Here is a 25,483-nt window from a genome sequence, read left to right as displayed (position 1 = left end):
GCCTCAGCCTTCCTGGTCGAAGGGGGACCCGGGTGCGTCACCGAGCCGGCCCAGTTCGTTGTCGATGAAGGCGAACACCTCGTCGGTGCTGGCCGCGTCGATCCGGTCGGTGACGTCTTCGGGCGCGGCCGCACCGCCGATCTTCGCCAGGATCCGGCGCAGCCGGGCCGCGACCTCCGCCTGGGCGACGTCGTCGGCCGAGCTGGCCTCCATCAGCTCGTCGAGCCGGTCGAGCTCCGCCGGCAGCGACGTCGCCGCGGCGGGAGCGGGCGCGAGCTCGGTCCGCAGGTGCCGGGCGAGCCCGGCCGGGGTCGGGTAGTCGAAGACGAGCGTCGCGGACAGCGTCAGGCCGGTGGCCGCGGCCAGGCGGTTGCGGAACTCGACGGCGGTCAGCGAGTCGAAGCCGAGCTCGCGGAACTCGAGGCCGCCGTCGATCCGGTCGGCCGGGTGGCCGAGCACGGCCGAGACCTGGGCCCGCACGAGCGTCAGCAGCGTCCGGTCCTGCTCGTTCTCCCGCATCCCGGCGAGCTTCAGGCGCAGGTCGCCGGCCGCGGCCCGGTCGGCACCGGCGGCGGCGCTGCGCCGGCCGGGACGGCCGATCGGCCGCAGCAGCCAGGGCAGCTCGCCACGAGTGCGCAGCACGGGCAGGTCGACGAGCACCGGCACGAGCGCCGATTCCGTCGACGCGACAGCGCGGTCGAACAGCTCCGCGCCCTGCTCGCGGCCCAGCGGCGGCATCCCGCCGCGGACCATCCGCTCGCGCTCGGCGTCGGTCAGGTCGCCCGTCATCCCGGTGTCCCACGCGCCCCAGGCCAGCGAGAGCCCGGCCAAGCCCTGGTCGCGGCGCAGGTCCGCGAGGGCGTCGAGGAACGCGTTGGCCGCCGCGTAGTTCGCCTGACCCGGCGTGCCGATGGTGCCGGCGACCGAGGAGAACAGGACGAACCCGGCGAGGGGCAGGTCGGCGGTCAGCTCGTGCAGGTGCCAGGCCGCGTCGAGCTTCGGCGCGAACACCGTGTCCAGGCGCTCGGCCGTCAGCGAGCCGACGACGCCGTCGTCGACGACCCCGGCGGTGTGCACGACGGCGGTGAGCGGGTGCTCGGCCGGGATGCCCGCGAGCAGCGCGGCCACGGCGTCGCGGTCGGCGACGTCGCAGGCCTCGACGCGGACGTCGGCCCCGGCCGTCTCGAGTTCCGCGACCAGTTCGGCGACGCCGTCGGCGCCCGGGCCGCGGCGGCTGGCCAGCAGCAAGTGGCGGGCACCGCCGGTGACGAGGTGCCGGGCGAAGACCCGGCCCAGGCCACCGGTACCGCCGGTGATGAGCACGGTGCCGTCGGGATCCCAGGTCGTCTCGGTGGTGTCGAGGGTCGCGCGGGCCAGGCGGGCGACGTTCAGCACGCCGTCACGCAGGACCAGCTGGGGTTCGCCGGTGGCGACCGCGGCACGCAGCGCGTCCGCATCGGGCACGTCGACGTCCAGGAGCACGAACCGGCCCGGATCCTCCGACTGGGCCGAGCGCACCAGGCCCCAGACGGCGGCGGCCGCGACGTCCGTGCGGCCCGGGCCCGCGGCACCGCGCGTCACGAACACGACCTTGGTGGCCGAGTCCGTCTGGAGCTGTTCGAGCACCGACGCGGTGAGCGCGTGTGCGGAGGCTCCGGCGTCGGCGTCACCGGACACCGGGACGGCGACCACTCCGGCACCGGACGCCACGGCGGCGGCCAGGTCAGGGTGCGTATCGCAGCCCAGGGTCTCGGCCAGGCCGAAGCCGTCGCCGACGACGGCCCATGTGCTGTCGTCCGGCTCGGGGACCGGGACCGGCAGCCAGTTCAGGCGGAACAGCGGGTCGGCCGCGTCCGGCGCGGTGGCCGCGCGGAGGGTGACGCCGGTGGCCGAGAGCACGGGCTTGCCCGCCTCGTCGGCGATGGCGAGGGAGACGGAGTCGCCGCCGACCGGGGAGATCCGGACGCGGGCGCGGCTCGCGCCGGCCGCGTGCAGCGACACTCCCGTCCAGGCGAACGGCAGTCCGGCGGGGGCGCCTTCACCGAAGCCGATGGCCTGCAACGCGGCGTCGAGCAACGCCGGGTGCAGCCCGAACCGCGCGGCTTCCTGGCCCGCGGGCAGCGCCAGTTCGGCGAAGACCTCGGCGCCGTCCTGCCAGACCCGGCTGAGGCCCTGGAACGCGGGCCCGTAACCGAATCCGGCTTCGGCGGACGTCTCGTAGAAGCCCGTCAAGTCCACTTCGGACGCTTCGGCGGGCGGCCAGGTCTCGGGCACCGGCTCGGCAGCCACCGCCTGCGGCGCCAGGGTGCCGGTAGCGTGGCGGACCCACTCGTCGGTGTCGTCGGCGCGGGAGGAGATCGTCAGCTCACGACGGCCGGACTCGTCCGGCTCCCCCGCGGCCAGCTGCAGGACGACGGCGCCGTCCGGTTCGAGGACCAGCGGCACGGACAGGGTCAGGTCGGCCACCGACGCACAGCCGACCTCGTCGGCCGCACGGACGGCCAGTTCGAGGAAAGCCGCTCCCGGGAACAGGATCCGGCCGCCGATGACGTGGTCACGCAGCCACGGCTGGGTGGCCGCGGAGAGCCGCCCGGAGAACAGGACGCCGAGCGAATCGGCCAGCGTCACGGTCGCGCCGAGCAGCGGGTGGCCCGTCGGCGCGAGACCGAGCCCGGTGGCGTCGCCCCCGGCGGCCGGCAGCGGCCAGAACCACTCGTGCTGGAAGGCGTAGGTCGGCAGGGCGACGCGCTGCGCACCGGCGAAGTAGTCGTCCCAGCCGACGCCGACGCCGGCGACGTGCAGCCGTGCGATCGCCTCGGTGACCGCGGCCGCCTCGTCACGGTCCTTGCGCAGCAACGGAATGACGCTCGCGGACGGTTCGTCGACGGACGCGGACAGGGTCGCGTCCGGGCCCACCTCGGCGAAGACGGTGACGCCGGCTTCGGTGAGCCGCTCGACCGCGTCGCCGAAGCGGACGGTGTCGCGGATCTGGCTGACCCAGTACTCCGGCGACGTGACGTCCCCGGCCGAGACGACCGGCACGCGCGGCTTCGCGAACTCCAGGTTCGCCACGACCTCGCCGAACTCGGCGAGCATCGGCTCCATCAGGACGGAGTGGAAGGCGTGCGACACCCGCAGACGGCGCTGCTTGGCGAACTTCGACGCCACCGCGACGACCGCGTCCTCGTGCCCGGACAGGACCACCGAACCCGGGCCGTTCACGGCCGCGACGTCGACGCCCTCACCCAGCAGCGGCAGGACGTCCGACTCGGACGCGCGCACCGCGACCATGACGCCGCCGGTCGGCAGGGCGCCCATGAGCCGGGCGCGGGCGGACACCAGGGCGCACGCGTCGGGCAGGGACAGCACGCCGGCCACGTGGGCGGCGGCGATCTCGCCGACGGAGTGCCCGGTCACGAAGTCCGGGTGCACGCCCCACGACTCCAGGAGGCGGAAGAGCGCGACCTCGAAGGCGAACAGCGCGGGCTGCGCGAACTCCGTGCGGTCGATCAGGTCCGCGTCGCCAAGAGCGTCCCGGACGGCCGGGTCGAGCAGGGCCAGGATCTCGTCGAACGCCCCCGCGAACACCGGGTACACCTCGTGCAGGCGGCGGCCCATCCCGATCCGCTGTGAGCCCTGCCCGGCGAAGAGGAACGCGACCGGCGGGGCGACCCGCGCCTCACCACGCACGACTCCGGCGGGGGTCTCGCCGGCGGCCAGGTCACGCAGGCCGCTGACCAGGCCGTCGAGGTCGTCGGCGACGACGGCCGCGCGCTGGGCCAGCGCCGCGCGCGTCACCGCGGCGGAGTAGGCGAGGTCGGCCGGGACGAGGGTCTGGTCGGCCTCGATCCGGGCGGCCAGGCGCGCGGCCTGGGACCGGAGCGCCTCCGGAGTCCGTCCGGAGACGACGACCGGCACCGGGCGGGACAGCGGCGCGGACGGACGCGGCGCGGGCCGGTCGGCCGGGGCGGGCTGCTCCAGGATGACGTGGGCGTTGGTGCCGCTGATGCCGAACGACGACACCGCCGACCGGCGGACGCGGTCCACCTCGGGCCAGGACGTGTTCTCCGGCACCAGCGAAACCGCGCCTTCGGTCCAGTCCACATGGGACGACGGCTCGGCCGAGAACCGGGACTGCGGGACGACGCCGTGGCGCATGGCCTGCACCATCTTGATGACGCCCGCGACACCGGCAGCGGCCTGGGTGTGGCCGATGTTCGACTTCACCGAGCCCAGCAGCAGCGGCGTTTCGCGGTCACGGCCGTAGGTGGCGAGGAGGCTTTGGGCCTCGATCGGGTCGCCCAGCGGCGTCCCGGTGCCGTGGCCTTCGACGACGTCCACATCGGACACGCCGAGCCCGGAGACCGACAGCGCCTGGCGGATGACACGCTGCTGCGACGGGCCGTTCGGGGCGGTCAGACCGTTGGACGCGCCGTCCTGGTTGACGGCGGAGCCGCGCAGCACGGCGAGGACTTCGTGGCCGTTGCGCCGCGCGTCGGACAGGCGTTCCAGCATGACCAGGCCGACACCTTCGGCCCAGCCGACGCCGTCGGCGGAGTCGGAGAACGACTTGCACCGGCCGTCACCGGCGAGGCCGCCCTGGGCCGAGAAGTCCACGAACGCACCCGGCGTCGCCATCACGGTCACACCGCCGGCGAGCGCCAGTTCACAGTCACCGGCCCGCAAAGCCTGCGCGGCCCAGTGCATCGCGACCAGCGACGACGAGCACGCCGTGTCGATCGTGACGGCCGGACCTTCCAGCCCCAGCGCGTAGGAGACACGGCCGGACATCACGCTGCCCGCGGTGCCGATCCCGAGGAAGCCGAGGGCCTCCTCCGGGAACTGCACCCCCTGGCCGTAGTCGTGGTACATCACCCCGGCGAACACGCCGGTCCGGCTGCCCCGCAGCGAAACGGGGTCGACGCCGGCGCGTTCGATCACTTCCCAGGACGTCTCCAGGAGGAGGCGCTGCTGCGGGTCCATCGCCAGCGCTTCGCGCGGCGAGATCCCGAAGAGCCCAGGATCGAAGCTTCCCGCACCACCGAGAAAACCGCCTTCACGAACATAAGAACGTCCCCGATCCGCCCCGAAGAGGCCACTCAGGTCCCAGCCGCGGTCGGCCGGGAAGGGTCCGACGCCGTCGCCGCCGGTCAGGACCATGTCCCACAGGTCTTCCGGCGACGTGACGCCGCCCGGGTAGCGGCAGGCCATCGACACGATCGCGATCGGCTCGTCGGCGACCGGCGTGGTCGTGGTGCGCGATCGCAGCACCGGCGCGGCGTCCGCGCCGGACAGCTCGTCGCGGAGGTACCCGGCCAGCACGACCGGCGTCGGGTGGTCGAAGACGAGCGTCGCGGGCAGCCGCAGGCCGGTGGCCGACGAGAGGTGGTTGCGGAACTCGACGGCGGTCAGCGAGTCGAAGCCGAGGCCGCGGAACTCGCGGGCGACGTCGACGGTGGCGGCGTCGAACCCGAGCACCGCGGCGACCTGCGTGCGGATGACGTCGAGCAGCACCTTCTGCTGCTCGCCCTCGCGCAGGCCGGAAAGCCGGTCGCGCAGGGCGTTCGCGGTCGGTGTCGACCGGCCCGCACCGCGGCGGCCCGGGCGGCCGACCGGGCGCACCAGCCACGGCGGCTCGGCCTGCGAGCGGATCAGCGGCAGGTCCATCAGCACCGGCACGAGGGCCGGTTCGCCGGAGTCCAGGGCGCGGTCGAACAGCTCGCAGCCCTGCTCGACGGGCAGCGGCGGCATGCCCGCGCGGGTCATCCGGTCGCGGTCGGCGTCGGTCAGGGTGCCGGTCATGCCGCTCTCCCACGCGCCCCAGGCCAGGGACGTCGCGGCCAGGCCGCGGTCGTGCCGGTGGGCGGCGAGCGCGTCGAGGAAGGTGTTGGCGGCGGCGTAGTTCGCCTGGCCCGGCGAGCCGATCGTGCCGGCCACCGAGGAGAACAGCACGAACGCGGCGACGTCGCCGGCCAGCTCGTGCAGGTGCCACGCGGCGTCGGCCTTCGGGCGCAGCACCGTGTCGAGGCGAGCGGCGTCGAGCGAGCCGATGACGCCGTCGTCGAGCACACCGGCGGCGTGCACGACGGCGGTGAGCGGCCGGTCGGCCGGGATGCCGGCCAGCAGCGCGGCGACGGCGTCGCGGTCGGCGAGGTCGCACGCCTCGACGCTGACCTCGGTGCCGTGCGCCGCGAGTTCGGCGACCAGCTCGACGAGCCCGTCGGCGGCCCCGCCGCGACGGCTGGCGAGCAGGACGTGCCGGGCGCCGTACTCGGCGGCGATGTGCCGGGCGAACACGCGCCCCAGGCCACCGGTGCCGCCGGTGATGAGCACGGTGCCGTCGGGGTTCCAGGCGGCACTTTCACGTGAAAGTGCCGCATTGGGACGGCCGAGGCGGGCGACGCGGGCGGTGCCGTCGCGCAGCAGCAGCTGGGGTTCGCCGGTGGCCAGTGCGGCGGGCAGGCCGGGCAGGGACACGTCGTCGGCGTCGGCGAGCACGAACCGGCCCGGGTCCTCCGACTGGGCCGAGCGCACGAGGCCCCAGACGGCGGCCGCGGCGAGATCCGTCGGCGCGGTGCCGACGGCGCCGCGGGTCACGAAGACGACCCGGCCCAGGCCGCGTTCGCTCGCGGCCTGCACGACGGCCAGGACGTCGGCGGTGACGCGGCGGAGAGCGCCGGGGACGTCGCCGGTGCCCTGGACCGGGACGACGAGGACGTCCGGGTCCGCGGCCAGCGCGGCGTCGAGGTCCGGGTACTCCGGGCCGAGTTCGCCGAGGCGGGTGTCGTGGCCGAGCACGGCCCACTGGCCGTCCGGCTCTCCGGCGGGCACCGGCAGCGGCACCCAGTCCAGGCGGAACAGCGGCTCGGGACCGGCGGCGGCCTGGGTCGTCGCGCGCAGCGTCAGGGCGTCGACCGAGAGCACGGGCGCGCCGGACTCGTCGGTCAGGGTGAGCGCGACGGCGTCGTCGGCGGCCCGGGTGATCCGGGCGCGGACCTTCTCCGCGCCCGTCGCGTGGAGCACGGCACCGGCCCAGGAGAACGGCAGGCCGCCGGGCACGGAGTCCACAAAGGACACCGCTTGCAGGACCGAGTCGAGCAGGGCCGGGTGCAGGCCGAACGCGTCGGCGTCCTCACCGGGCAGCTCCGCCTCGACGAAGACTTCGCCGTCGCGCAGCCAGACGCGCCGCAGGCCCTGGAACTCCGGGCCGTACGCGAAGCCGGCGCCGGCGAAGTTGTCGTAGAACGCGGTGAGGTCGACGGGTTCGGCGCCGGACGGCGGCCACTCGGTGTCCGGCGCGGCGGTCGGCAGCGTGCCGGGCGCGACGATGCCGGTGCCGTGGCGGACCCAGTCGGCGTCCGGGCCCTCGGCCCGCGACGAGACGCCGACCTCGCGACGGCCCGAAGCGTCGGGCGCGCCGACGACGAGCTGCACCAGGCTGGCGGTGTCGCCGAGCACGAGCGGCGCGGCGACGGTGAAGTCCTCGACCTGGCCGCAGCCGACCTGGTCACCGGCCCGCACGACCAGCTCCAGGAAACCGGCGCCCGGGAACAGGACCTGACCGCCGATGACGTGATCGCCCAGCCACGGCGTCGTCTTCAGCGACAGCCGGCCGGAGAACACCAGGTCACCGGACCCCGCGACCTCGGTGATCGCGCCGAGCAGCGGGTGCCCGGCCGCGGTCAGCCCGAGGCCGCCGAGCTGGCCCGCGCCGGCCACGAGCCGCGGCCAGAAACGCTGCCGCTGGAACGGGTAGGTGGGCAGTGCGACGCGCTGGGCGCCGGTGCCTTCGAACAGCGTGGCCCAATCCACCGCGACGCCGCCGGTGTGCAGCGCGGCCAGCGCGGTGACGGCGGCCGTCTCCTCGTCGCGGCCGGCGCGCAGCACCGGTGCGAGGACCTGGTCGTCACCGTCGACGAGGGCGGTGAGCACGGCGTCCGGGCCCAGTTCGACGAACGCGCTGACGCCCGCCTCGGTGAGCCGGGTGACGGCGTCGGCGAAGCGGACGGTGCCGCGGACCTGGCCGACCCAGTACTCCGGCGACGTGACGTCTCCGTCGCACACCACCGGGACGTCCGGCTCGGCGAAGGTCAGGGTCTCGGCGACCGCGCGGAACTCGGCCAGCATCGGGTCCATCGCCGCGGAGTGGAAGGCGTGGGACACGGTGAGCCGCTTGGTCTTCTCGAACCGCGCGGCGACGGCCAGCACGGCGTCCTCGACACCCGAGAGCACGACGGCCTCGGGTCCGTTGACCGCGGCGAGCGAGACGTCGTCGTTCAGGAACGGCCGGATGTCGTCTTCGGCGGCCCGGATCGCCACCATCGCGCCGCCCGCGGGCAGGGCCTGCATCAGGCGGGCGCGGGCGGCGACCAGAGTGCAGGCGTCGGCGAGGGACAGCACACCCGCGCAGTGGGCGGCCGCGATCTCGCCGACCGAGTGCCCGGCGAGGAACGCGGGCCGCACGCCCCACGACCGCACGAGCCGGAACAGGGCCACTTCCAGCGCGAACAGCGCGGGCTGCGCCCAGCCGGTCTCGTCGAGCGCGGCCGCGTCTTCGCCGAAGACGACGTCGCGCAGCGGCTGCGGGAGGGCGGTGTCGAGGTGGGCGCAGACGGCGTCGAAGGCGTCGGCGAACACCGGGAAGCGCTCGTAGAGCCCGCGGCCCATGCCGAGGCGCTGCGAACCCTGGCCGGTGAAGAGGAACGCGGCCGTGCGCTCGCGGGCGACGCCGCGGGCGACCTGGTCGCCGGGGGCGAGCAGCACCGCGCGGTGCTCGAACGCCGCCCGCGTCGTGACCAGGGAGAAGCCGGTGTCGATCGGGTCGAGGTCGCGGGGCAGGGCCGCGAGCTGCGCGTCGAGGGCGGCTTCGGACCGGCCGGACAGCACCCACGGCACCACGCTCGGCGTGACGTCCCGGCGCGGTTCGACCGGCACGGAGACGGGCGCCTGCTCGATGATCACGTGGGCGTTCGTGCCGCTGAGGCCGAACGACGAGATGCCGGCGCGGCGCGGGTGGCCGTTCTCGCGCCACTCGGTCGCCTCGGTGACCAGCCGGATGTCGCCGCCCGTCCAGTCCACGTGGGACGACGGCTCGGTGACGTGCAGTGTCGCGGGCACCAGTTCCCGTTGCAGGGCCAGGACCATCTTGATGATCCCGGCGACACCGGCCGCGGCCTGGGTGTGCCCGAGGTTCGACTTGACCGAGCCGAGCAGCAGCGGCCGCTCGCGGTCGCGGCCGTACGCGGCGAGCAACGCCTGGGCCTCGATCGGGTCGCCCAGCGTGGTGCCGGTGCCGTGGCCTTCGACGACGTCCACTTCGGACGGCTGCAGCCCGGCCGACGCGAGCGCCTGGCGGATGACGCGCTGCTGCGAGGGCCCGTTGGGGGCGGTGAGGCCGTTGGACGCGCCGTCGGAGTTGATGGCCGAGCCGGCGACGACCGCCAGGACGTCGTGACCGTGGCGGCGCGCGTCGGACAGCCGTTCCACGACAAGGACGCCGATGCCTTCGGACCAGCCGGTGCCGTCGGCGGAGTCGGAATAGGCCTTGCAAAGACCGTCCGGGGCGAGGCCGTTCTGGCGGCTGAAGCCGACGAAACTGACCGGCGTGGACATCACCGTGACGCCGCCCGCGAGGGCGAGTTCGCACTCGCCGGCGCGCAGGGCCTGGACGGCGAGGTGCAGCGCGACCAGCGACGACGAGCACGCGGTGTCGATCGTCATGGCCGGGCCTTCGAGGCCGAGGGCGTAGGACAGCCGGCCGGACACGACGCTCGCCGCGACTCCGGTGCCCGCGTGGGCCTCGACGTCGGTGGCGGAGTTGACGATCACCCCGGCGTAGTCCTGGCCGTTGGTGCCGACGAAGACGCCGGTGCGGCTGCCGCGCAGGCCGCTCGGGTCGATGCCGGTCCGCTCGACGGCCTCCCACGACGTCTCCAGCAGGAGCCGCTGCTGCGGGTCCATGGCGAGGGCTTCGCGTGGGGAGATGCCGAAGAACTCCGGGTCGAACTCGGCCGCGTCCGGCAGGAAACCACCGCGGTCGACGTAGCTGCTCCCCCGGCCCTGACCGCCGAGGGCGGTCATGTCCCAGCCGCGGTCGGCCGGGAACCCGGTGATGGCGTCGCGGCCGTCGGCGAGCAGGTCCCACAGGTGTTCCGGGGTGCGGACGTCGCCGGGGAAGCGGCAGCTCATGCCGACGATGACGATCGGGTCGCCGGTGCCCGCGGCCGCGTTCGGCAGGAGCGCGACGGGCAGGTCGGTGCCGTCCCCGATCAGCTCGCCCAGGAGGAACTCGCCCAGCGCGGCCGGGTTCGGGTGGTCGAAGACGAGGGTGGCGGGCAGGCTCAGCGCGGTCGCGGTCTCCATCCGGTTGCGCAGTTCGATGGCGGTCAGCGAGTCGAAGCCGAGGTCGGAGAACGCGCGCGTGGCGCCGATCTCACCGGTGCCGGTGTGGCCGAGGACGGCGGCGACGTGGTCGCGCACCAGGTCCAGCAGGACGGTGCCGCGCTCGGCCGTGGGTGTGGTGAGCAGACGCGTGGCCAGCGCGCTGGTGCCGGGCGCGGGGGCCGCGTCCAGTTCGGCGACCACACGGCGGACCGCGGGGAGGTCGGCCAGCAGCGGGCTGCGGCGGATGCTCAGCAGCGAGCGCAGGACGTCGGCGTTCTGGATGTCGGCGACGACGAGCTGTGCGGCGGGCCCGCCGGCGTCGGCGAGGACGGTGGCGGCCAGGTCGGGGTCGAGGCCGCCGCCGAGGCCGGCGGCCATGCCGTCGCCCGCCCAGGCGCCCCAGGCGATCGACGTCGCGTTCTGGCCGCGGGCGCGCCGGGTCTCGGCGAGCGCGTCGAGAACGGCGTTGGCGGCGGCGTAGTTGGCCTGGCCGGGGTTGCCGACGGCGCCGGCGACCGAGGAGAACAGGATGAAGGCGTCGAGGTCGCCGGCTAGCTCGTCGAGCAGGACGGCGGACTCGACCTTGGCGCGGAACACCGCGGCGAAGCGGTCGGGCGTCAGGCTGCCGAGGACGCAGTCGTCGAGCACACCCGCGGCGTGGATCACGGCGCCGGGGCGGTGGTCGGCGAGCAGCGCGGTGAGCTGGTCGCGGTCGGCGACGTCGCAGCGGGCGACGACGATCCGCTCGTCGTCGCCGGGTTCGCCGCCGGAACGGCTGGCCAGCACGACCCGCTCGGCCCCCTGGGCCAGGAGCCACTTCGTGACGTGGCGGCCGAGGGCGCCGGTGCCGCCGGTGACGAGGACGGTGCCGCGGGGCTGCCACGGCGAAGGCGCGGCCGCCGCCGGAGCGAGCCGACGTCCGTAGACGCCGGAAGCGCGGACGGCGATCTGGTCGTCGTCGCCTTCCAGGGCCCCGGCGAAGCGGGTGAGCAGCCGCGCGTCGAGCTCGGCCGGCAGGTCGGCGAGGCCGCCCCAGCGGCGCGGGTATTCGAGGGCCGCGACGCGGCCGAGGCCCCAGGTCGCGGCCTGGGCCGGTGCGGTGAGGCGGTCGGCCGGGCCGGTGGTGACGGCGCCGCGCGTGACGCACCAGAGCGCGGTGTCCGCGCCGAGGTCGTCGAGGGCCTGGACGAGGGCGGTGTTGCCGGTGAGGCCGGCGGACTCGTCGAGGGCGAGCAGCGAGACGACGAGCCCGGTGACCTGGTCGCGCAGGAGGTCGGCGAGGGTGTCGCGGTCGGCGCCGGCGGGGATTTCGACGGTCGTGCCGAGGGCGTCGGCGACCTGCCGCGCCCACGGGTCATCGATGTGGGACGCGGGGACGAGCACCAGCCGCTCCCCCGCCGTCGCCGGGGTCGCGTCCAGCGGACGCCACTCGACGCGGTAGCGCCAGCCGTCCACAAGGGACTGACGCTGCCGCCGGGCCCGCAGGGCGGACAGCGCGGGCAGGACGGTTTCCAGGGCCGGGGCGTCGACCTGGAGGTCGGCGGCCAGCTCGGCGAGGTCGCCGCCTTCGACGACCGCCCAGAAGGCGTCGTCACCGGTCGAGGCGCGGACGGCCGCTTCCGGCCAGTAGCGGCGGTGCTGGAAGGCGTAGGTGGGCAGATCGACGGGCCGGGCGCCGGTACCGGCGAACCACGCGGTCCAGTCGATCCGGACGCCGGCGACGTGCAGGGCTGAGACCGCGGTGGCGACGGCGGTGCGCTCGTCCCGGCCGCGGCGCAGGACGGGGACGGCGGTCGCGCCGGGCACGTCGACCAGGCCGGTGAGGACGGCGTCCGGCCCGACCTCGACGTACGTCGTGACCCCGGCGTCGGCCAGCTTCCCGACGGTGTCGCCGAAGCGGACGGTGGCCCGCACGTGCTCGACCCAGTACTCCGGCGACGTCACGTCCCCGGACGCGACGACCGGCAGCTGCGGCTGCGCGAACTTCAGGGCCGAGACGACCTGGCGGAACTCGGCCAGCATCGGGTCCATCAGGTGCGAGTGGAACGCGTGGCTCACCTTGAGCCGCTTGGTCTTCCCGAACCGCGCCGCGACGTCGAGCACGGCGGCTTCGACGCCGGACAGCACGACCGAGCGCGGCCCGTTGACCGCGGCGATGTCGACGCCGTCGGTCAGCACCGCGCGAACGTCCGCTTCGGACGCTTCGACCGAGACCATGGCGCCACCGGCCGGCAGCGCCTGCATGAGGCGGCCGCGCGCCGAGACCAGCGCGCACGCGTCGGCCAGCGACAGCACCCCGGCGACCTGCGCGGCGGCGATCTCGCCGATCGAATGGCCGGCCACGTAGTCGGGGCGGATGCCCCACGCGTCCAGGAGCTTGGTCAGCGCGATCTCGATGGCGAACAGGGCCGGCTGGGCCCAGCCGGTCTCCGCGATCACGCCCGCGTCCGTGCCCCAGACGACGTCGCGCAGGTCCGGGTGGAAGTACGCCAGCACCTCGTCGAAGGCCTCGGCGAACACCGGATACGTCTCCGCCAGCTCGCGGCCCATGCCGAGCCGCTGCGCGCCCTGGCCGGTGAACAGGAACACCTGGACGGGCTGGTGCGCGGTCTCACCGGTGAGCGCCCCCGCGGCGGGCTCACCGTCGGCGAGGGCCCGCAGCGCACGGACGGCGGTGCCGGTTTCGTCGGCGACGATCGCCGCGCGGTGCGCGAAGCTCGTGCGGGTGGTGGCCGCCGCGAAGGCGACGTCGAGCAGGTTCGAATCGTCGGCCAGGACACTCAGGAGGCGTCCCGCCTGGGCGCGGAGGGCGTCCTCGGTCCGGCCGGAGACCAGCAGCGGCACGGTGGTCGCGGCCGGTGTCTCGCGCGGCACCTCCGGCGTCACGTCGGGGGCCTCGATGATGATGTGGGCGTTGGTGCCGCTGATGCCGAACGACGAGATCCCGGCGCGGCGCGCGCGGTCGGCGGCGGGCCAGTCGGTGGCCTCGGCCACGACCTCGACGGCCCCGGCGTCCCAGTCCACATGGGACGACGGTTCGCCGACGTGCAGCGACTTCGGCACGATCCCGTGCCGCATCGCCTCGACCATCTTGATGATCCCGGCCACGCCGGCGGCGGCCTGGGTGTGGCCGAAGTTCGACTTGATCGAGCCCAGCAGCAGCGGCGTTTCCCGGTCCTGACCGTAGGTCGCCAGCAACGCCTGGGCTTCGATCGGGTCGCCCAGCACGGTCCCGGTGCCGTGCGCCTCGACGACGTCGACGTCCGAAGTGGACAGTCCCGCGTTGGCGAGAGCCTGGCGGATGACCCGCTGCTGTGACGGCCCGTTCGGAGCGGTCAGGCCGTTGGACGCGCCGTCCTGGTTGACCGCGGAACCGCGCACCACGGCGAGGATCCGGTGGCCGTTGCGGATCGCGTCGGACTGACGCTCGACCACGAGCAGGCCGACGCCCTCGGACCAGCCGGTGCCGTCGGCGTCGTCGGAGAACGCCTTGCACCGGCCGTCCGGTGCCAGGCCGTTCTGGCCGCTGAAGCCCACGAACCCGCCCGGCGTCGCCATCACGGTGACGCCGCCCGCGAGCGCGAGGGAGCACTCGCCGGAGCGCAGCGACTGGGCCGCCAGGTGCAGCGCGACCAGCGACGACGAACACGCCGTGTCCACCGTCATCGCCGGGCCTTCGAGCCCCAGCACGTACGACAGGCGGCCCGACGCGACGCTCCCGGCGATGCCGGTGCCCGTCTGCCCGCGCAGCTCGGCGTCCGTGCTCATCAGCAGGTCGGAGTACGATTGCCCGTTGGTCCCGACGAAGACGCCGGTCCGGGAGCCACGCAGTGTCGACGCGTCCAGGCCCGCGCGCTCGAACGCCTCCCACGAGACTTCCAGCAGCAGGCGCTGCTGCGGGTCCATCGCGACCGCTTCGCGCGGCGAGATGCCGAAGAAACCCGCGTCGAACTCGGTGGCGTCGTAGAGGAACCCGCCCGCCTGGGTGTCGCTCCCGGCGAGGGAGGCGACGTCCCAGCCGCGGTCGGCCGGGAAGCCCGAGACGGCGTCGCCGCCCGAAGCCACCAGGTCCCACAGGTCGTCGGGGCCGGTCACGCCGCCCGGGAAGCGGCACGCCATCCCGACCAGCACGATCGGGTCGCCTTCCACCGCCGCGGTCGTCACGACGGCGTCGGCGCCGCGGGCGCCGAACAGCTCGCCCAGCACGAACCCGGCCACCGCGACCGGTGTCGGGTAGTCGAAGACCAGCGTGGACGGCAGCCGCAGGCCCGTCACCCCGGCCAGCCGGTTGCGGAACTCCACCGCCGTCAGCGAATCGAAGCCCAGTTCGCGGAACTCGCCGGTGGTGTCGACGTTCTCCGGCGCGTGGCCGAGCACGGTCGCGACCTCGGCGACGACGCGGCCGGTGAGCACACGCAGCTGCTCGGGCTCGCGCATCCCGGCGAGCTGCTCGCGCAGCGAGCCGCGGACGTGCGCGGCGTCGCCGCCGGCGCGGCGGCGGCCGGGCTGGGTGACCGGGCGCAGCAGCCACGGGAGCTCGCCCTGGGCGCGCATGGCCGTCATGTCCACGCGCATCGGGACGACGACGGCGCTCGGCGAGCGCGTGGCGCGGTCGAACAGCCGCATGCCGTGCTCGACGGTCAGCGGCGGCACGCCACCGCGTGCCATCCGCTCGCGGTCGGCGTCGCTCAGCGTGCCGACCATGCCGGTTTCCCAGCCGCCCCAGGCCAGGGAGGTCGCGACGCGGCCTTCGGCGTGGCGGTGGACGGCGAAGGCGTCGAGGAAGGCGTTGGCGGCGGCGTAGTTGCCCTGCCCGGCCGAGCCGACGGTGCCGGCGACCGAGGAGAACACGACGAACGCGGCGAGGTCGAGGTCGCGGGTCAGCTCGTCGAGGTGGACGACGGCGTCGGCCTTGGGCCGCAGCACGTGGTCGAGCCGGTCGGCGTCCAGGGACGCGACGACGCCGTCGTCGAGGACACCGGCGGTGTGCACGATCGCCTTGAGCGGGTGGGCGGCCGGGATCCGGCCGAGGACGGCGGCGAGCTGGTCGCGGTCGGCGGCATCGCAGGCCTCGACCGTGACGTCGACACCGAGAGCGGTCAGCTCGTCGCGCAGCTCGGCGGCACCGGGCGCGTCCACACCGCGGCGGCTGGTGAGCACGAGGTGCCGGATGTCGTAACCGGCGACGAGGTGGCGGGCCAGCTCGCGGCCCAGGCCACCGGTGCCGCCGGTGATGAGCAGCGTGCCTTCGGGGTCCCAGCGCGGCGGCAGCGTCAGCACGATCTTGCCGATGTGCCGGGCGCGGCTCATGAACCGGAACGCCGCGGCGCTCTGGCGCAGGTCCCAGCTGCGGATCGGCAACGGCGTGAGCACACCCTCGCCGAAGAGCCGCAGCAGCTCGCCGAGCAGCTCCTGCGTCCGGTCGGGGCCGGCCTCGCCGAGGTCGAACGCGCGGTAGCGGATCCGGCTCAGCGCGGCGGCGTCGCGGACGTCGGTCTTGCCCATCTCGAGGAACCGGCCGCCGTCGGCGAGCAGGTTCAGCGACGCGTCGGCGAAGTCGCCGGCCAGGGCGTTGAGCACGACGTCGACGCCCTGACCAGCGGTGACCCGGCGGAAGGCGGCTTCGAAGTCGAGGGTCCGGGAGGAGGCGATGTGGTCGTCGGCGACTCCCAGCTCACGCAGGACGTGCTGCTTGCCGGAACTGGCCGTCGCGAAGACCTCGGCGCCGAGGTGATGGGCGAGCTGGATCGCGGCCATGCCGACTCCGCCGGCACCGGCGTGGATCAGGATCTTCTCGCCCGGCCGCAGGTCGGCCAGGTCGACGAGCGCGTAGTAGGCGGTGAGGAAGACCAGCGGCACCGACGCGGCGGTCCGCGAGGACCACTCGGCCGGCACCGGGGCCACGTACCGGGCGTCGAGGGTGGTGTACGGGCCGAACGGGCCCGGCATCATGCCGAAGACGCGCTCGCCGACGCGGGCCGGGTCGACGCCGGGGCCGGTGGCCTCGATGACGCCCGCGCCCTCGGCGCCGAGCTTGCCGGCCTCGCCGGGGTACATGCCCAGGACGTTGAGCACGTCGCGGAAGTTGAGGCCGGCGGCCTCGACGCGGACGCGGATCTCGCCGGGTGCCAGATCGTCGAGGACCTCGGGGCACGTTTCGGCGGTCAGGCCGTCGATCCCCGCGGCACCGGCGGTGAGCCGCCACGCCGGTACCGCGGGAGGCAGGATGTCGCCGTTGCCGGCGAGGCGCCCGAGCCGGGCGACGCGGATGCTTTCGCCGCGGACGGCGAACTGCGGTTCGCCGGAGACGACGAAGCCGGTGCCCGGCAGCGCCGCGCCGGGTTCCAGGTCGACCAGGACGAACCGGTCGGGCTGCTCGGACTGGGCCGAGCGGATCAGGCCCCAGGCCGCGGCGGCGGCGAGGTCGGCGATCCGGTCGCCCGGGTCGACGGCCACGGCGCCGCGCGTCACGAAGACGATCCGGCCGGCGCGCTCGTCGGTGAAAGCGTGCTGCAGCACCGAAAGGACCCGCGCGGTGACCTCACGGACGGCGGTGAGGACGTCGCCGACACCCGCGACGGGCACGAGCAGGACGTCCGGTTCAAGGGAAAGCGCCTGCTCGAGGTCGGCGCAGCGCCGGGCGACGGGCGCCAGCAGCGGGTCGTCGCCGAGCAGCGCCCACGTGCCGGCCGGGGCGTCCTTGGCCAGCGCGGCCGGGACCCAGGTGGTCTGGAACAGCGACTCGTCGTCGGCGCTGCGAGGCGCGGCTTCGCGCAGCTGCAGGGATTCCGCCGACAGCACCGGCGCGCCCGTCTCGTCGGCGACGGCGATGGCCACCGACTCCTGGTCGACCGGGGTGATCCGGGCGCGGATCCGGGTCGCGCCGGTCGCGTGCAGGGAGACGCCGGACCAGGCGAACGGCAGGCCGGGGGCGATCGAGTCGAGCCGGTGGATGGCGTGCAGCACCGAGTCGAGCAGCGCGGGGTGCAGGCCGAACGCGTCGCCGTCCTCGGGCAGCGCGGCTTCGACGAGCAGGTCTTCGCCGTCGTGCCAGGCCTTGACCAGCCCACGGAAGGCGGGGCCGTAGTCGAGACCGTTGTCGGCTAGTTCGTTATACAGCGTCGTGACGTCCACTTCGGACGCGTTCGCCGGTGGCCAGTCACCGACCGTGGCGGCCGGGCGTTCGCCGACCGCGACGACGCCGGCGGCGTGCTGCGTCCACTCCGCGTGCGGGTCGGTGCCGCGGGAGGAGATGGTCAGCTCGCGCAGGCCCGCGTCGTCGGGACCGCCGACGGTGACCTGCAGCAGGGTCGGCTCGTGCTCGCGCAGCCACAGCGGCGCGGCGACGGTGAGGCTTTCGACGGCCGAGCAGCCGACCTGGTCGGCGGCGCGGACGGCGAGGTCGAGGAACCCGGTGCCGGGGAACAGCACGTGCCCGCCGACGACGTGATCGGCCAGCCACGGCTGCCCGGCCAGGGACAGCAGGCCGGAGAAGACGACGCCGCCGGAGTCGGCGAGGTCGACGGCGAAGTCGAGCAGCGGGTGCCCGGCCGGGGTGAGGCCGAGGCGCTCGACGGCGCCGCGGCCCGGCGTCACGCTGGGCCAGTAGTGCTGGCGCTGGAAGGCGTAGGTGGGCAGGTCGACCGTCCGGGCGCCGGTGCCGGCGAACCAGGGCGTCCAGTCGACGTCGACGCCGGCGACGTGCAGCCGGGCCAGCGCGCCGAGCACGGCGTCGGGTTCCGGGCGGTCCTTGCGCAGCAACGGCGTGACGACGGCGTCCGGCGCGTCGACCATCGCCGAGAGGACGCCGTCCGGGCCGATCTCGAGGAAGGCGGTGACACCGGCCTCGGTGAGCCGGCCCAGGGCGTCGGCGAACCGGACGGTGTCGCGGACGTGGCGGACCCAGTACTCCGGCGAGGTGACGTCGCCGGTGGTGACGAACGGGATGCGCGGCTGCGCGAAGGTCAGGCCCGAGACGACCTCGCGGAACTCGTCGAGCATCGGGTCCATCAGCCCGGAGTGGAAAGCGTGGCTGACCTTGAGCCGCTTGGACTTCGCGAACCGGCCGGCGACGGCCAGGACGTCGGCCTCGACTCCGGACAGCACGACCGAGCGCGGGCCGTTGACGGCGGCCAGGGAGACGCCGTCGGTGAGCAGCGGGCGGACGTCGGATTCGGACGCTTCGACGGCGACCATCGCCCCACCGCGCGGCAGGGCCTGCATGAGGCGGCCGCGGGCGGTGACCAGGGTGGCCGCGTCGGCCAGCGACAGCACGCCGGCGATGTGGGCGGCGGCGATCTCGCCGATCGAGTGGCCGGCGACGTGGGCGGGCCGGACGCCGTGGGCCTCGGCCAGGCGGGCCAGGGCGACCTCGATGGCGAACAGCGCGGGCTGGGCCCAGCCGGTTTCGGCCAGCAGGCTCGGGTCGTCGCCCCACAGGACGTCGCGGACGCCGGGGTCGAGGTGGCCGAGGACCTCGTCGAGGGCCGCGGCGAACGGCGCCGACGTGGCGTGCAGCTCCCGGCCCATGCCGAGCCGCTGGGAGCCCTGGCCGGTGAACAGCAGCGCGACCGAGGGGGTCGTGGTGGCCCCGCCGGTGGCGGCTTCGCGGACGCCGGCGGGGGTGGCGAGGAGGACGGTGCGGTGCGGGAAGCTCGCGCGGGTGGTGACCAGCGAGTGGCCCACGTCGAGACGGTCGAGGCCGGTCTCGGTGATCCGGGCGACCTGCGCGGCGACGGCGGCTTCGGTCTTGCCGGAGACGACCCACGGGACGACCGGCAGCTCACGACGTGCGGTGTCCGGCTCGGCGACGGGCTCGGGCGCCTCGATGATGACGTGCGCGTTGGTGCCGCTGATGCCGAAAGACGAAATCCCGGCACGGCGAGCACGGTCGGCGACGGGCCAGTCGACGGCTTCGGAGACGACCTCGACGGCGCCCGCGGTCCAGTCCACATGGGACGACGGCTCGCCGACGTGCAGCGACGGCGGCACGGTCCCGTGCCGCATCGCCTCGATCATCTTGATGATGCCCGCGACACCCGCGGCGGCCTGGGTGTGCCCGAAGTTCGACTTGATGGAACCCAGCAGCAGCGGGGTTTCCCGGTCCTGACCGTAGGTCGCCAGCAGGGCCTGGGCCTCGATCGGGTCGCCCAGAACCGTGCCGGTGCCGTGCGCTTCGACGACGTCGACGTCCGAAGTGGACAGTCCCGCGTTGGCCAGGGCCTGGCGGATCACGCGCTGCTGCGACGGGCCGTTCGGGGCGGTGAGGCCGTTGGACGCGCCGTCCTGGTTGACGGCCGAGCCGCGGAGCACGGCGTGGATCCGGTGGCCGTTGCGGAGGGCGTCGGACTGGCGTTCCAGCACGAGGACGCCGACGCCTTCCGACCAGCCCGTGCCGTCGGCGTCGTCGGAGAACGCCTTGCAGTGACCGTCCGGGGCGAGGCCGTTCTGGCCGCTGAAGCCGACGAACCCGCCGGGTGTCGCCATCACGGTGACGCCGCCGGCGAGCGCGAGGGTGCACTCCCCCGAGCGCAGCGACTGGGCCGCCAGGTGCATCGCGACCAGCGACGACGAACACGCCGTGTCGACGGTCATCGCCGGGCCCTCCAGGCCCAGCACGTACGAGAGGCGGCCGGAGACGACGCTGCCGGCGATGCCGGTGCCCGTCTGGCCGCGCATGTCGACGTCGGCGGTGAGGAACAGGTCGGAGTAGGACTGGCCGTTGGTGCCGACGAACACGCCGGTCCGGGAGCCGCGCAGGCCGGTGGCGTCGAGGCCGGCGCGTTCGAACGCCTCCCACGACACTTCCAGCAGCAGGCGCTGCTGCGGGTCCATCGACATCGCCTCGCGCGGCGAGATGCCGAAGAAGCCCGCGTCGAACTCGGCCGCGTCGTAGAGGAAACCCCCGGCGCGGGTGTCGGAGGCGGCGAGCGCCGCGACGTCCCAGCCGCGGTCGACCGGGAAGCCCGAGACGGCGTCGCCGCCCGAGGCGACCAGGTCCCACAGGTCCTCGGGACCGGCGATGCCGCCGGGGAAGCGGCACGCGACGCCGACCACGACGACCGGGTCGTCCGCGAGCGCGCCCGTGTTCGCCACGACGTCGTCGACGCCGCGGGCGCCGAACAGCTCGCCCAGCACGAACTGCGCGACGGCCGTCGGGGTCGGGTGGTCGAAGACGAGCGTCGCGGGCAGGCGCAGGCCCGTGATGGTGGCCAGCTTGTTGCGGAACTCGACCGCGGTCAGCGAGTCGAAACCCAGGTCGGAGAACGACTTCCCGGCACCGACCGCGGTGGCGTCGGCGTGGCCGAGCACCGTGGCGGCGCGGCTGCGGACGAGGTCGACGACGGCGGTGAGCCGGTCGGCCTCGGACAGCGCGCGCAGGCCGCGGGCGAGGTCGCCGGCGGCCGCGGAGGTGGCGACGGCGGCCGAGCGGCGGGTGCCGCCGACCAGGCCGCGCAGCAGCGGCGGAAGCTCGTCGAGCAGGCGCAGCGCGGCGAGGTCGACGGCGACCGGGACGACGAGCGCGTGCGGCAGGGTCAGGGCGGTGTCGAAGAGCGCGAGGCCGTGGTCGAGTTCGAGGGGCGGCATGCCGGTGCGGGCCATCCGCGCGCGGTCGGCCTCCGACAGGGAACCGGCCATGCCGCCTTCGACGGCCCACGAGCCCCACGCCAAGGACAGTCCGGGCAGGCCGGTGGCGCGGCGGTGGGCCGCGAGGGCGTCGAGGAAGCTGTTGGCGGCGGCGTAGTTGCCCTGTCCGGCGCCGCCCATGATCCCGGCGACGGAGGAGAACAGCACGAACGCGGCGACGTCGCCGGCCAGCTCGTGCAGGTGCCACGCGGACGCGGCCTTGGCGGTCAGGACACGAGTCAGCCGCTCGGGGGTGAGCGCGGTGACGACGCCGTCGTCGAGGACACCGGCCGCGTGCACGACGGCGGTCAGCGGGTGCTCGGCCGGGATCGCGGCGAGAGCGGTTTCGAGCGCCGCACGGTCGGCGACGTCGCAAGCGGTGACGGTCGCGTCGACCCCGAGAGCGGCCAGGTCGTCGCGGAGGTCCTGTGCGCCCGGAGCGTCCGGGCCGCGACGGCTGAGCAGGAGCAGGTGCCGGACGCCGTGCTCGCGCACGAGGTGCCGGGCCAGTTCCGCGCCGAGACCGCCGGTGCCGCCGGTGATCAGGACAGTGCCGTCCGGGTTCCACGCGCGCGCTTCGGCGCCGGTCGTCCGGGCCCGGGCGAGTCTCGCCGCGCGGACGTCGTCGCCGCGCAGCGCGAGCTGCGGTTCGTCGAGCGCGAGGGCCCGCGCCACCGCGTCGGCCGACGTCTCGGCGTCGACGTCCACCAGCACGAACCGGCCCGGGTTCTCGGCCTGGGCGGTGCGGATCAGGCCCCAGACGGCCGCCGCGGCGAGGTCGTGGATCGGCTCGCCGTCCTCGGCCGCCACAGCGCCTTCGGTCACGAACGCCAGCCGGGCGTGGGCGAACCGTTCGTCGGCCAGCCACTCCTGGGCCAGCACCAAGGCCCGCGTCGCCAAGCCGGCCAGGGGGTCCGACGCCGTGAGCCGGGCCGTGACGACGGCCGGGACGTCGGCCAGGCCGGCGAGCGGGCCGGTCAGGTCGGTGACGACGACGGCGTCCGGCGGCAGCACCACCGGCGCCCAGCGCGGCTCGAACAGCGAGTCCGCACCGGTGAACGTCACGGTGCCGACGTCTTCCGCGTGGACGGACCCGACCGACGCGACGGGCTGCCCGGCCGCGTCGGCCAAGGCCAGTGAAACGCCGTCCTCGCCGTGGCGGATCCGGACGCGCACCCGGGCCGCGCCCGCGGCGTGCAGCGTCACCCGGGTCCACCGCGCCGGGTAGCCCCGCAGCCCGGCCGCGTGCAGCGCGCCCTCCAGCAGCCGCGGGTGCAGCCCGAACGCCGTGGTCTCGTCCTCGCCGAAGGCGACCTCGGCGAACACGTCGTCGCCACGGCGCCAAAGCCCGCGCAGCTCCGGGACGTCCGACGTCAGTTCTTCGGCGTCGGCCGGCGGCCACTCGGCCGTCGCGAAGTCTTCGTGTTGCCCGCCGGTGGCGAGCACGCCTTCGGCGCGGCGGACCCAGCTGCCGACGACCGACCCGGCGGGCCGGGTGTGGATGTCGAGGCGGCGGCGGCCGGTCGCGTCCGGCTCCCCCACCGACAGCTGCAGGTCGACGGCCTCGTCGGCGGCCAGCTCCAGCGGCGCGCCGAGGGTGAGTTCCTCCACCAGGTCGCAGCCCAGGTCGAGGCCGGCCCGCAGGGCCAGCTCGAGGAACCCGCTGCCGGGGAACCGCGTGTCGGTCAGCCACGGGTGGGTGCGCGCGGACAGCCGGCCGGTGAGCAGCAGGCCGTCGGACTCGGCGAGGGTGAGCGACGCGCCGAGCAGCGGGTGCTGCACCGGCGTCAGGCCGAGCCCGGCCGCGTCGGCGACGGCGTCCACAGTGGACGGCCAGTATCGCTCGCTCTGGAACGGGTAGGTCGGCAGGGCCACGAGCCGCGCGCCGGTGCCGGCGAAGAAGGCCGTCCAGTCGATCCGGACGCCCGCGGTGTGCAGGGCGGCCAGCGCGGCCGTCAGCGTCTCGGGCTCGTCGAGGTCCTTGCGCAGCACCGGGATCGCGGTGACGTCGTCGGCGGTCAGGCCGACCAGCGGGGTGAGCGCGGCGGCCGGGCCCAGCTCGGCGAACACCGTCGCGCCCCGCTCGGCGAGGCGGCGCACGGCGTCGCCGAAACGGACCGGTTCGCGGACGTGGCTCACCCAGTACTCGGCCGAGGTGACGTCGCCACCGGCGACGAACGGGAGCACCGGCTCGGCGAAGGTCAGGCCGGTGACGATCTGCCGGAAGTCGCCCAGCATCGGGTCCATCAGCCGCGAGTGGAAGGCGTGGGACACGGCCAGCCGACGCGGCCGGTCGAACCGCTCGGCCACCGCGAGCACGGCGTCTTCGGTGCCGGACAGCACGACGGACGTCGGTCCGTTGACCGCGGCGACGCACACGTCGTCGCCCAGGTACGGCCGGACGTCGGCTTCGGACGCCCGCACCGCGACCATCGCGCCGCCCGCGGGCAGCGCCTGCATCAGCCGGGCGCGCGCGCTGACCAGCACACAGGCGTCGTTCAGGGACAGCACGCCGGAGACGTGCGCCGCGGCGATCTCGCCGACGGAGTGCCCGGCGACGAAGTCGGGCCGCACGCCCCAGGACTCCAGCAAGCGGAACAGGGCCACTTCCACGGCGAACAGCGCGGGCTGCGCGTGCCCGGTCTCGTCGAGGGCAGCGGTGTCGGCGCCGGCCAGCACCTCGCGGACGCGCGGGTCGAGCAAGTCGAGCGTCGCCGACAGGGCGTCGGCGAAGACCGGGAACCGGGCGGCGAGGGTGCGGCTCATGCCGAGCCACTGCGCGCCCTGCCCGGAGAAGACGTAGGCGAGGGCCGGGGGCTGGTCGGCCGAGCCGGTGACGACGCCGGCCGCTTCACCGTCGTCCAGCCAGGACGCCAGGGCGGCCCGCGGGTCGCCGCCGACGACCGACAGCCGCTCTTCGAACGACGAGCGGGTGGTCGCCAGCGACCAGGCGACGTCCAGGGGTTCGCGGTCTTCGGTGGCCGAGAGCACCTGGGCGACCTGGGCCCGCAGCGCGGCCGGGGTGCGCCCGGACAGCAGCCACGGCACCGGAATCGGGGCCCGCGGGGTCTCCTCGGCGACCGGCGCGGGCGGGGCCTGCTCGATCAGCGCGTGGGCGTTGGTGCCGCTGACGCCGAACGACGACACACCGGCGCGACGCGGGCGGCCGGTCTCCGGCCACGGCGTCTGCTCGGCGGCCAGGACGACAGCGCCGGACTTCCAGTCCACATGGGACGACGGCTCGGCGGCGTGCAGGGTCTGCGGCACCACGCCGTGCCGGATCGCCTCGACAGTCTTGATGATCCCGGCGACCCCGGCCGCGGCCTGGGTGTGGCCGATGTTGGACTTGACGGACCCCAGCAGCAGCGGCGTCTCGCGGTCCTGGCCGTAGGTGGCCAGCAGGGCCTGTGCTTCGATCGGGTCGCCGAGTTTCGTGCCGGTACCGTGCGCTTCGACGACGTCGACGTCCGAAGTGGACAGTCCGGCGCTCGCCAAGGCCTGGCGGATGACACGCTGCTGCGACGGGCCGTTCGGTGCGGTGAAGCCGTTCGACGCGCCGTCGGAGTTGACGGCGGTGCCGCGGACGACGGCGAGGACCTCGTGGCCGAGGCGCTGGGCGTCGGACAACCGCTCCAGCACCAGCACACCGACGCCTTCGGACCAGCCGGTACCGTCGGCGTCGTCGGAGAACGCCTTGCAGCGGCCGTCACCGGCGAGCCCGCCCTGACGGCTGAACTCCATGAGCGAGCCGGGCGTCGACATCACGTTGACGCCGGCGGCGAGCGCCAGCGAGCACTCCCCCGCCCGTAGGGCCTGCGCGGCCAGGTGCACCGCGACCAGCGACGACGAACACGCCGTGTCGATGGTGACGACCGGACCTTCCAGGCCCAGCGAGTACGCGAGCCGGCCGGAGATCGCGCTCGCGGCGATCCCGGTGCCCACCGAGCCGTCCGCGTCGGCGAGCGAGCGGACCATCAAGTAGGCGTAGTCCTGGCCGTTCGTCCCGGCGAAGACGCCGGTCTTGCTGCCCCGCAACCGTTTCGGGTCGATCCCGGCCCGCTCGATGGCCTCCCAGGACACCTCCAGCAGCAGCCGCTGCTGCGGGTCCAGGGACACCGCCTCGCGCGGCGAGATGCCGAAGAACCCGGCGTCGAAGTCGGCGACGCCGTCGAGGAACCCGCCGGCCTGGCTGACGCTCATGCCGCGCTCGTCGACGCCGGCGCCGGTGACCGCTTCGAGGTCCCAGTCGCGGTCGGCGGGGAACGGCCCGATGGCGTCCCCGCCGTTCGCCACCAGGTCCCAGAGGGCCTCCGGGGAGCGGACGCCACCGGGGAACCGGCAGCTCATGGCCACGATCGCGATCGGCTCCGTCGACGCGGCCAGCAACTCCTGGTTCTGCCGCTTGAGCCGTTCGGACTCCTTCATGGCGGCACGGAGTGCTTCGACGACCCGGTCGTTCGGCGTGGACATGTGT

1 protein-coding gene is annotated in these 25,483 nt (G+C 74.9%); it reads right to left on the bottom strand.

The annotated features are described in order from the left end of the window. Positions 1-3: 3 nt before the first annotated feature. Positions 4-25,479 carry a type I polyketide synthase gene (locus OG439_RS12375; RefSeq protein WP_326949526.1) on the bottom strand — a complete coding sequence of 8,492 codons (25,476 nt, stop codon included), beginning with the start codon at positions 25,477-25,479 and terminating at the stop codon, positions 4-6. Positions 25,480-25,483: the final 4 nt, after the last annotated feature.

The sequence above is a fragment of the Amycolatopsis sp. NBC_01307 genome, from assembly GCF_035975215.1.
Taxonomy (GTDB): Bacteria; Actinomycetota; Actinomycetes; order Mycobacteriales; family Pseudonocardiaceae; genus Amycolatopsis.
Note: the sequence above shows the minus strand (reverse complement) of the source record. Positions and strands in the feature narration are given on the sequence as shown.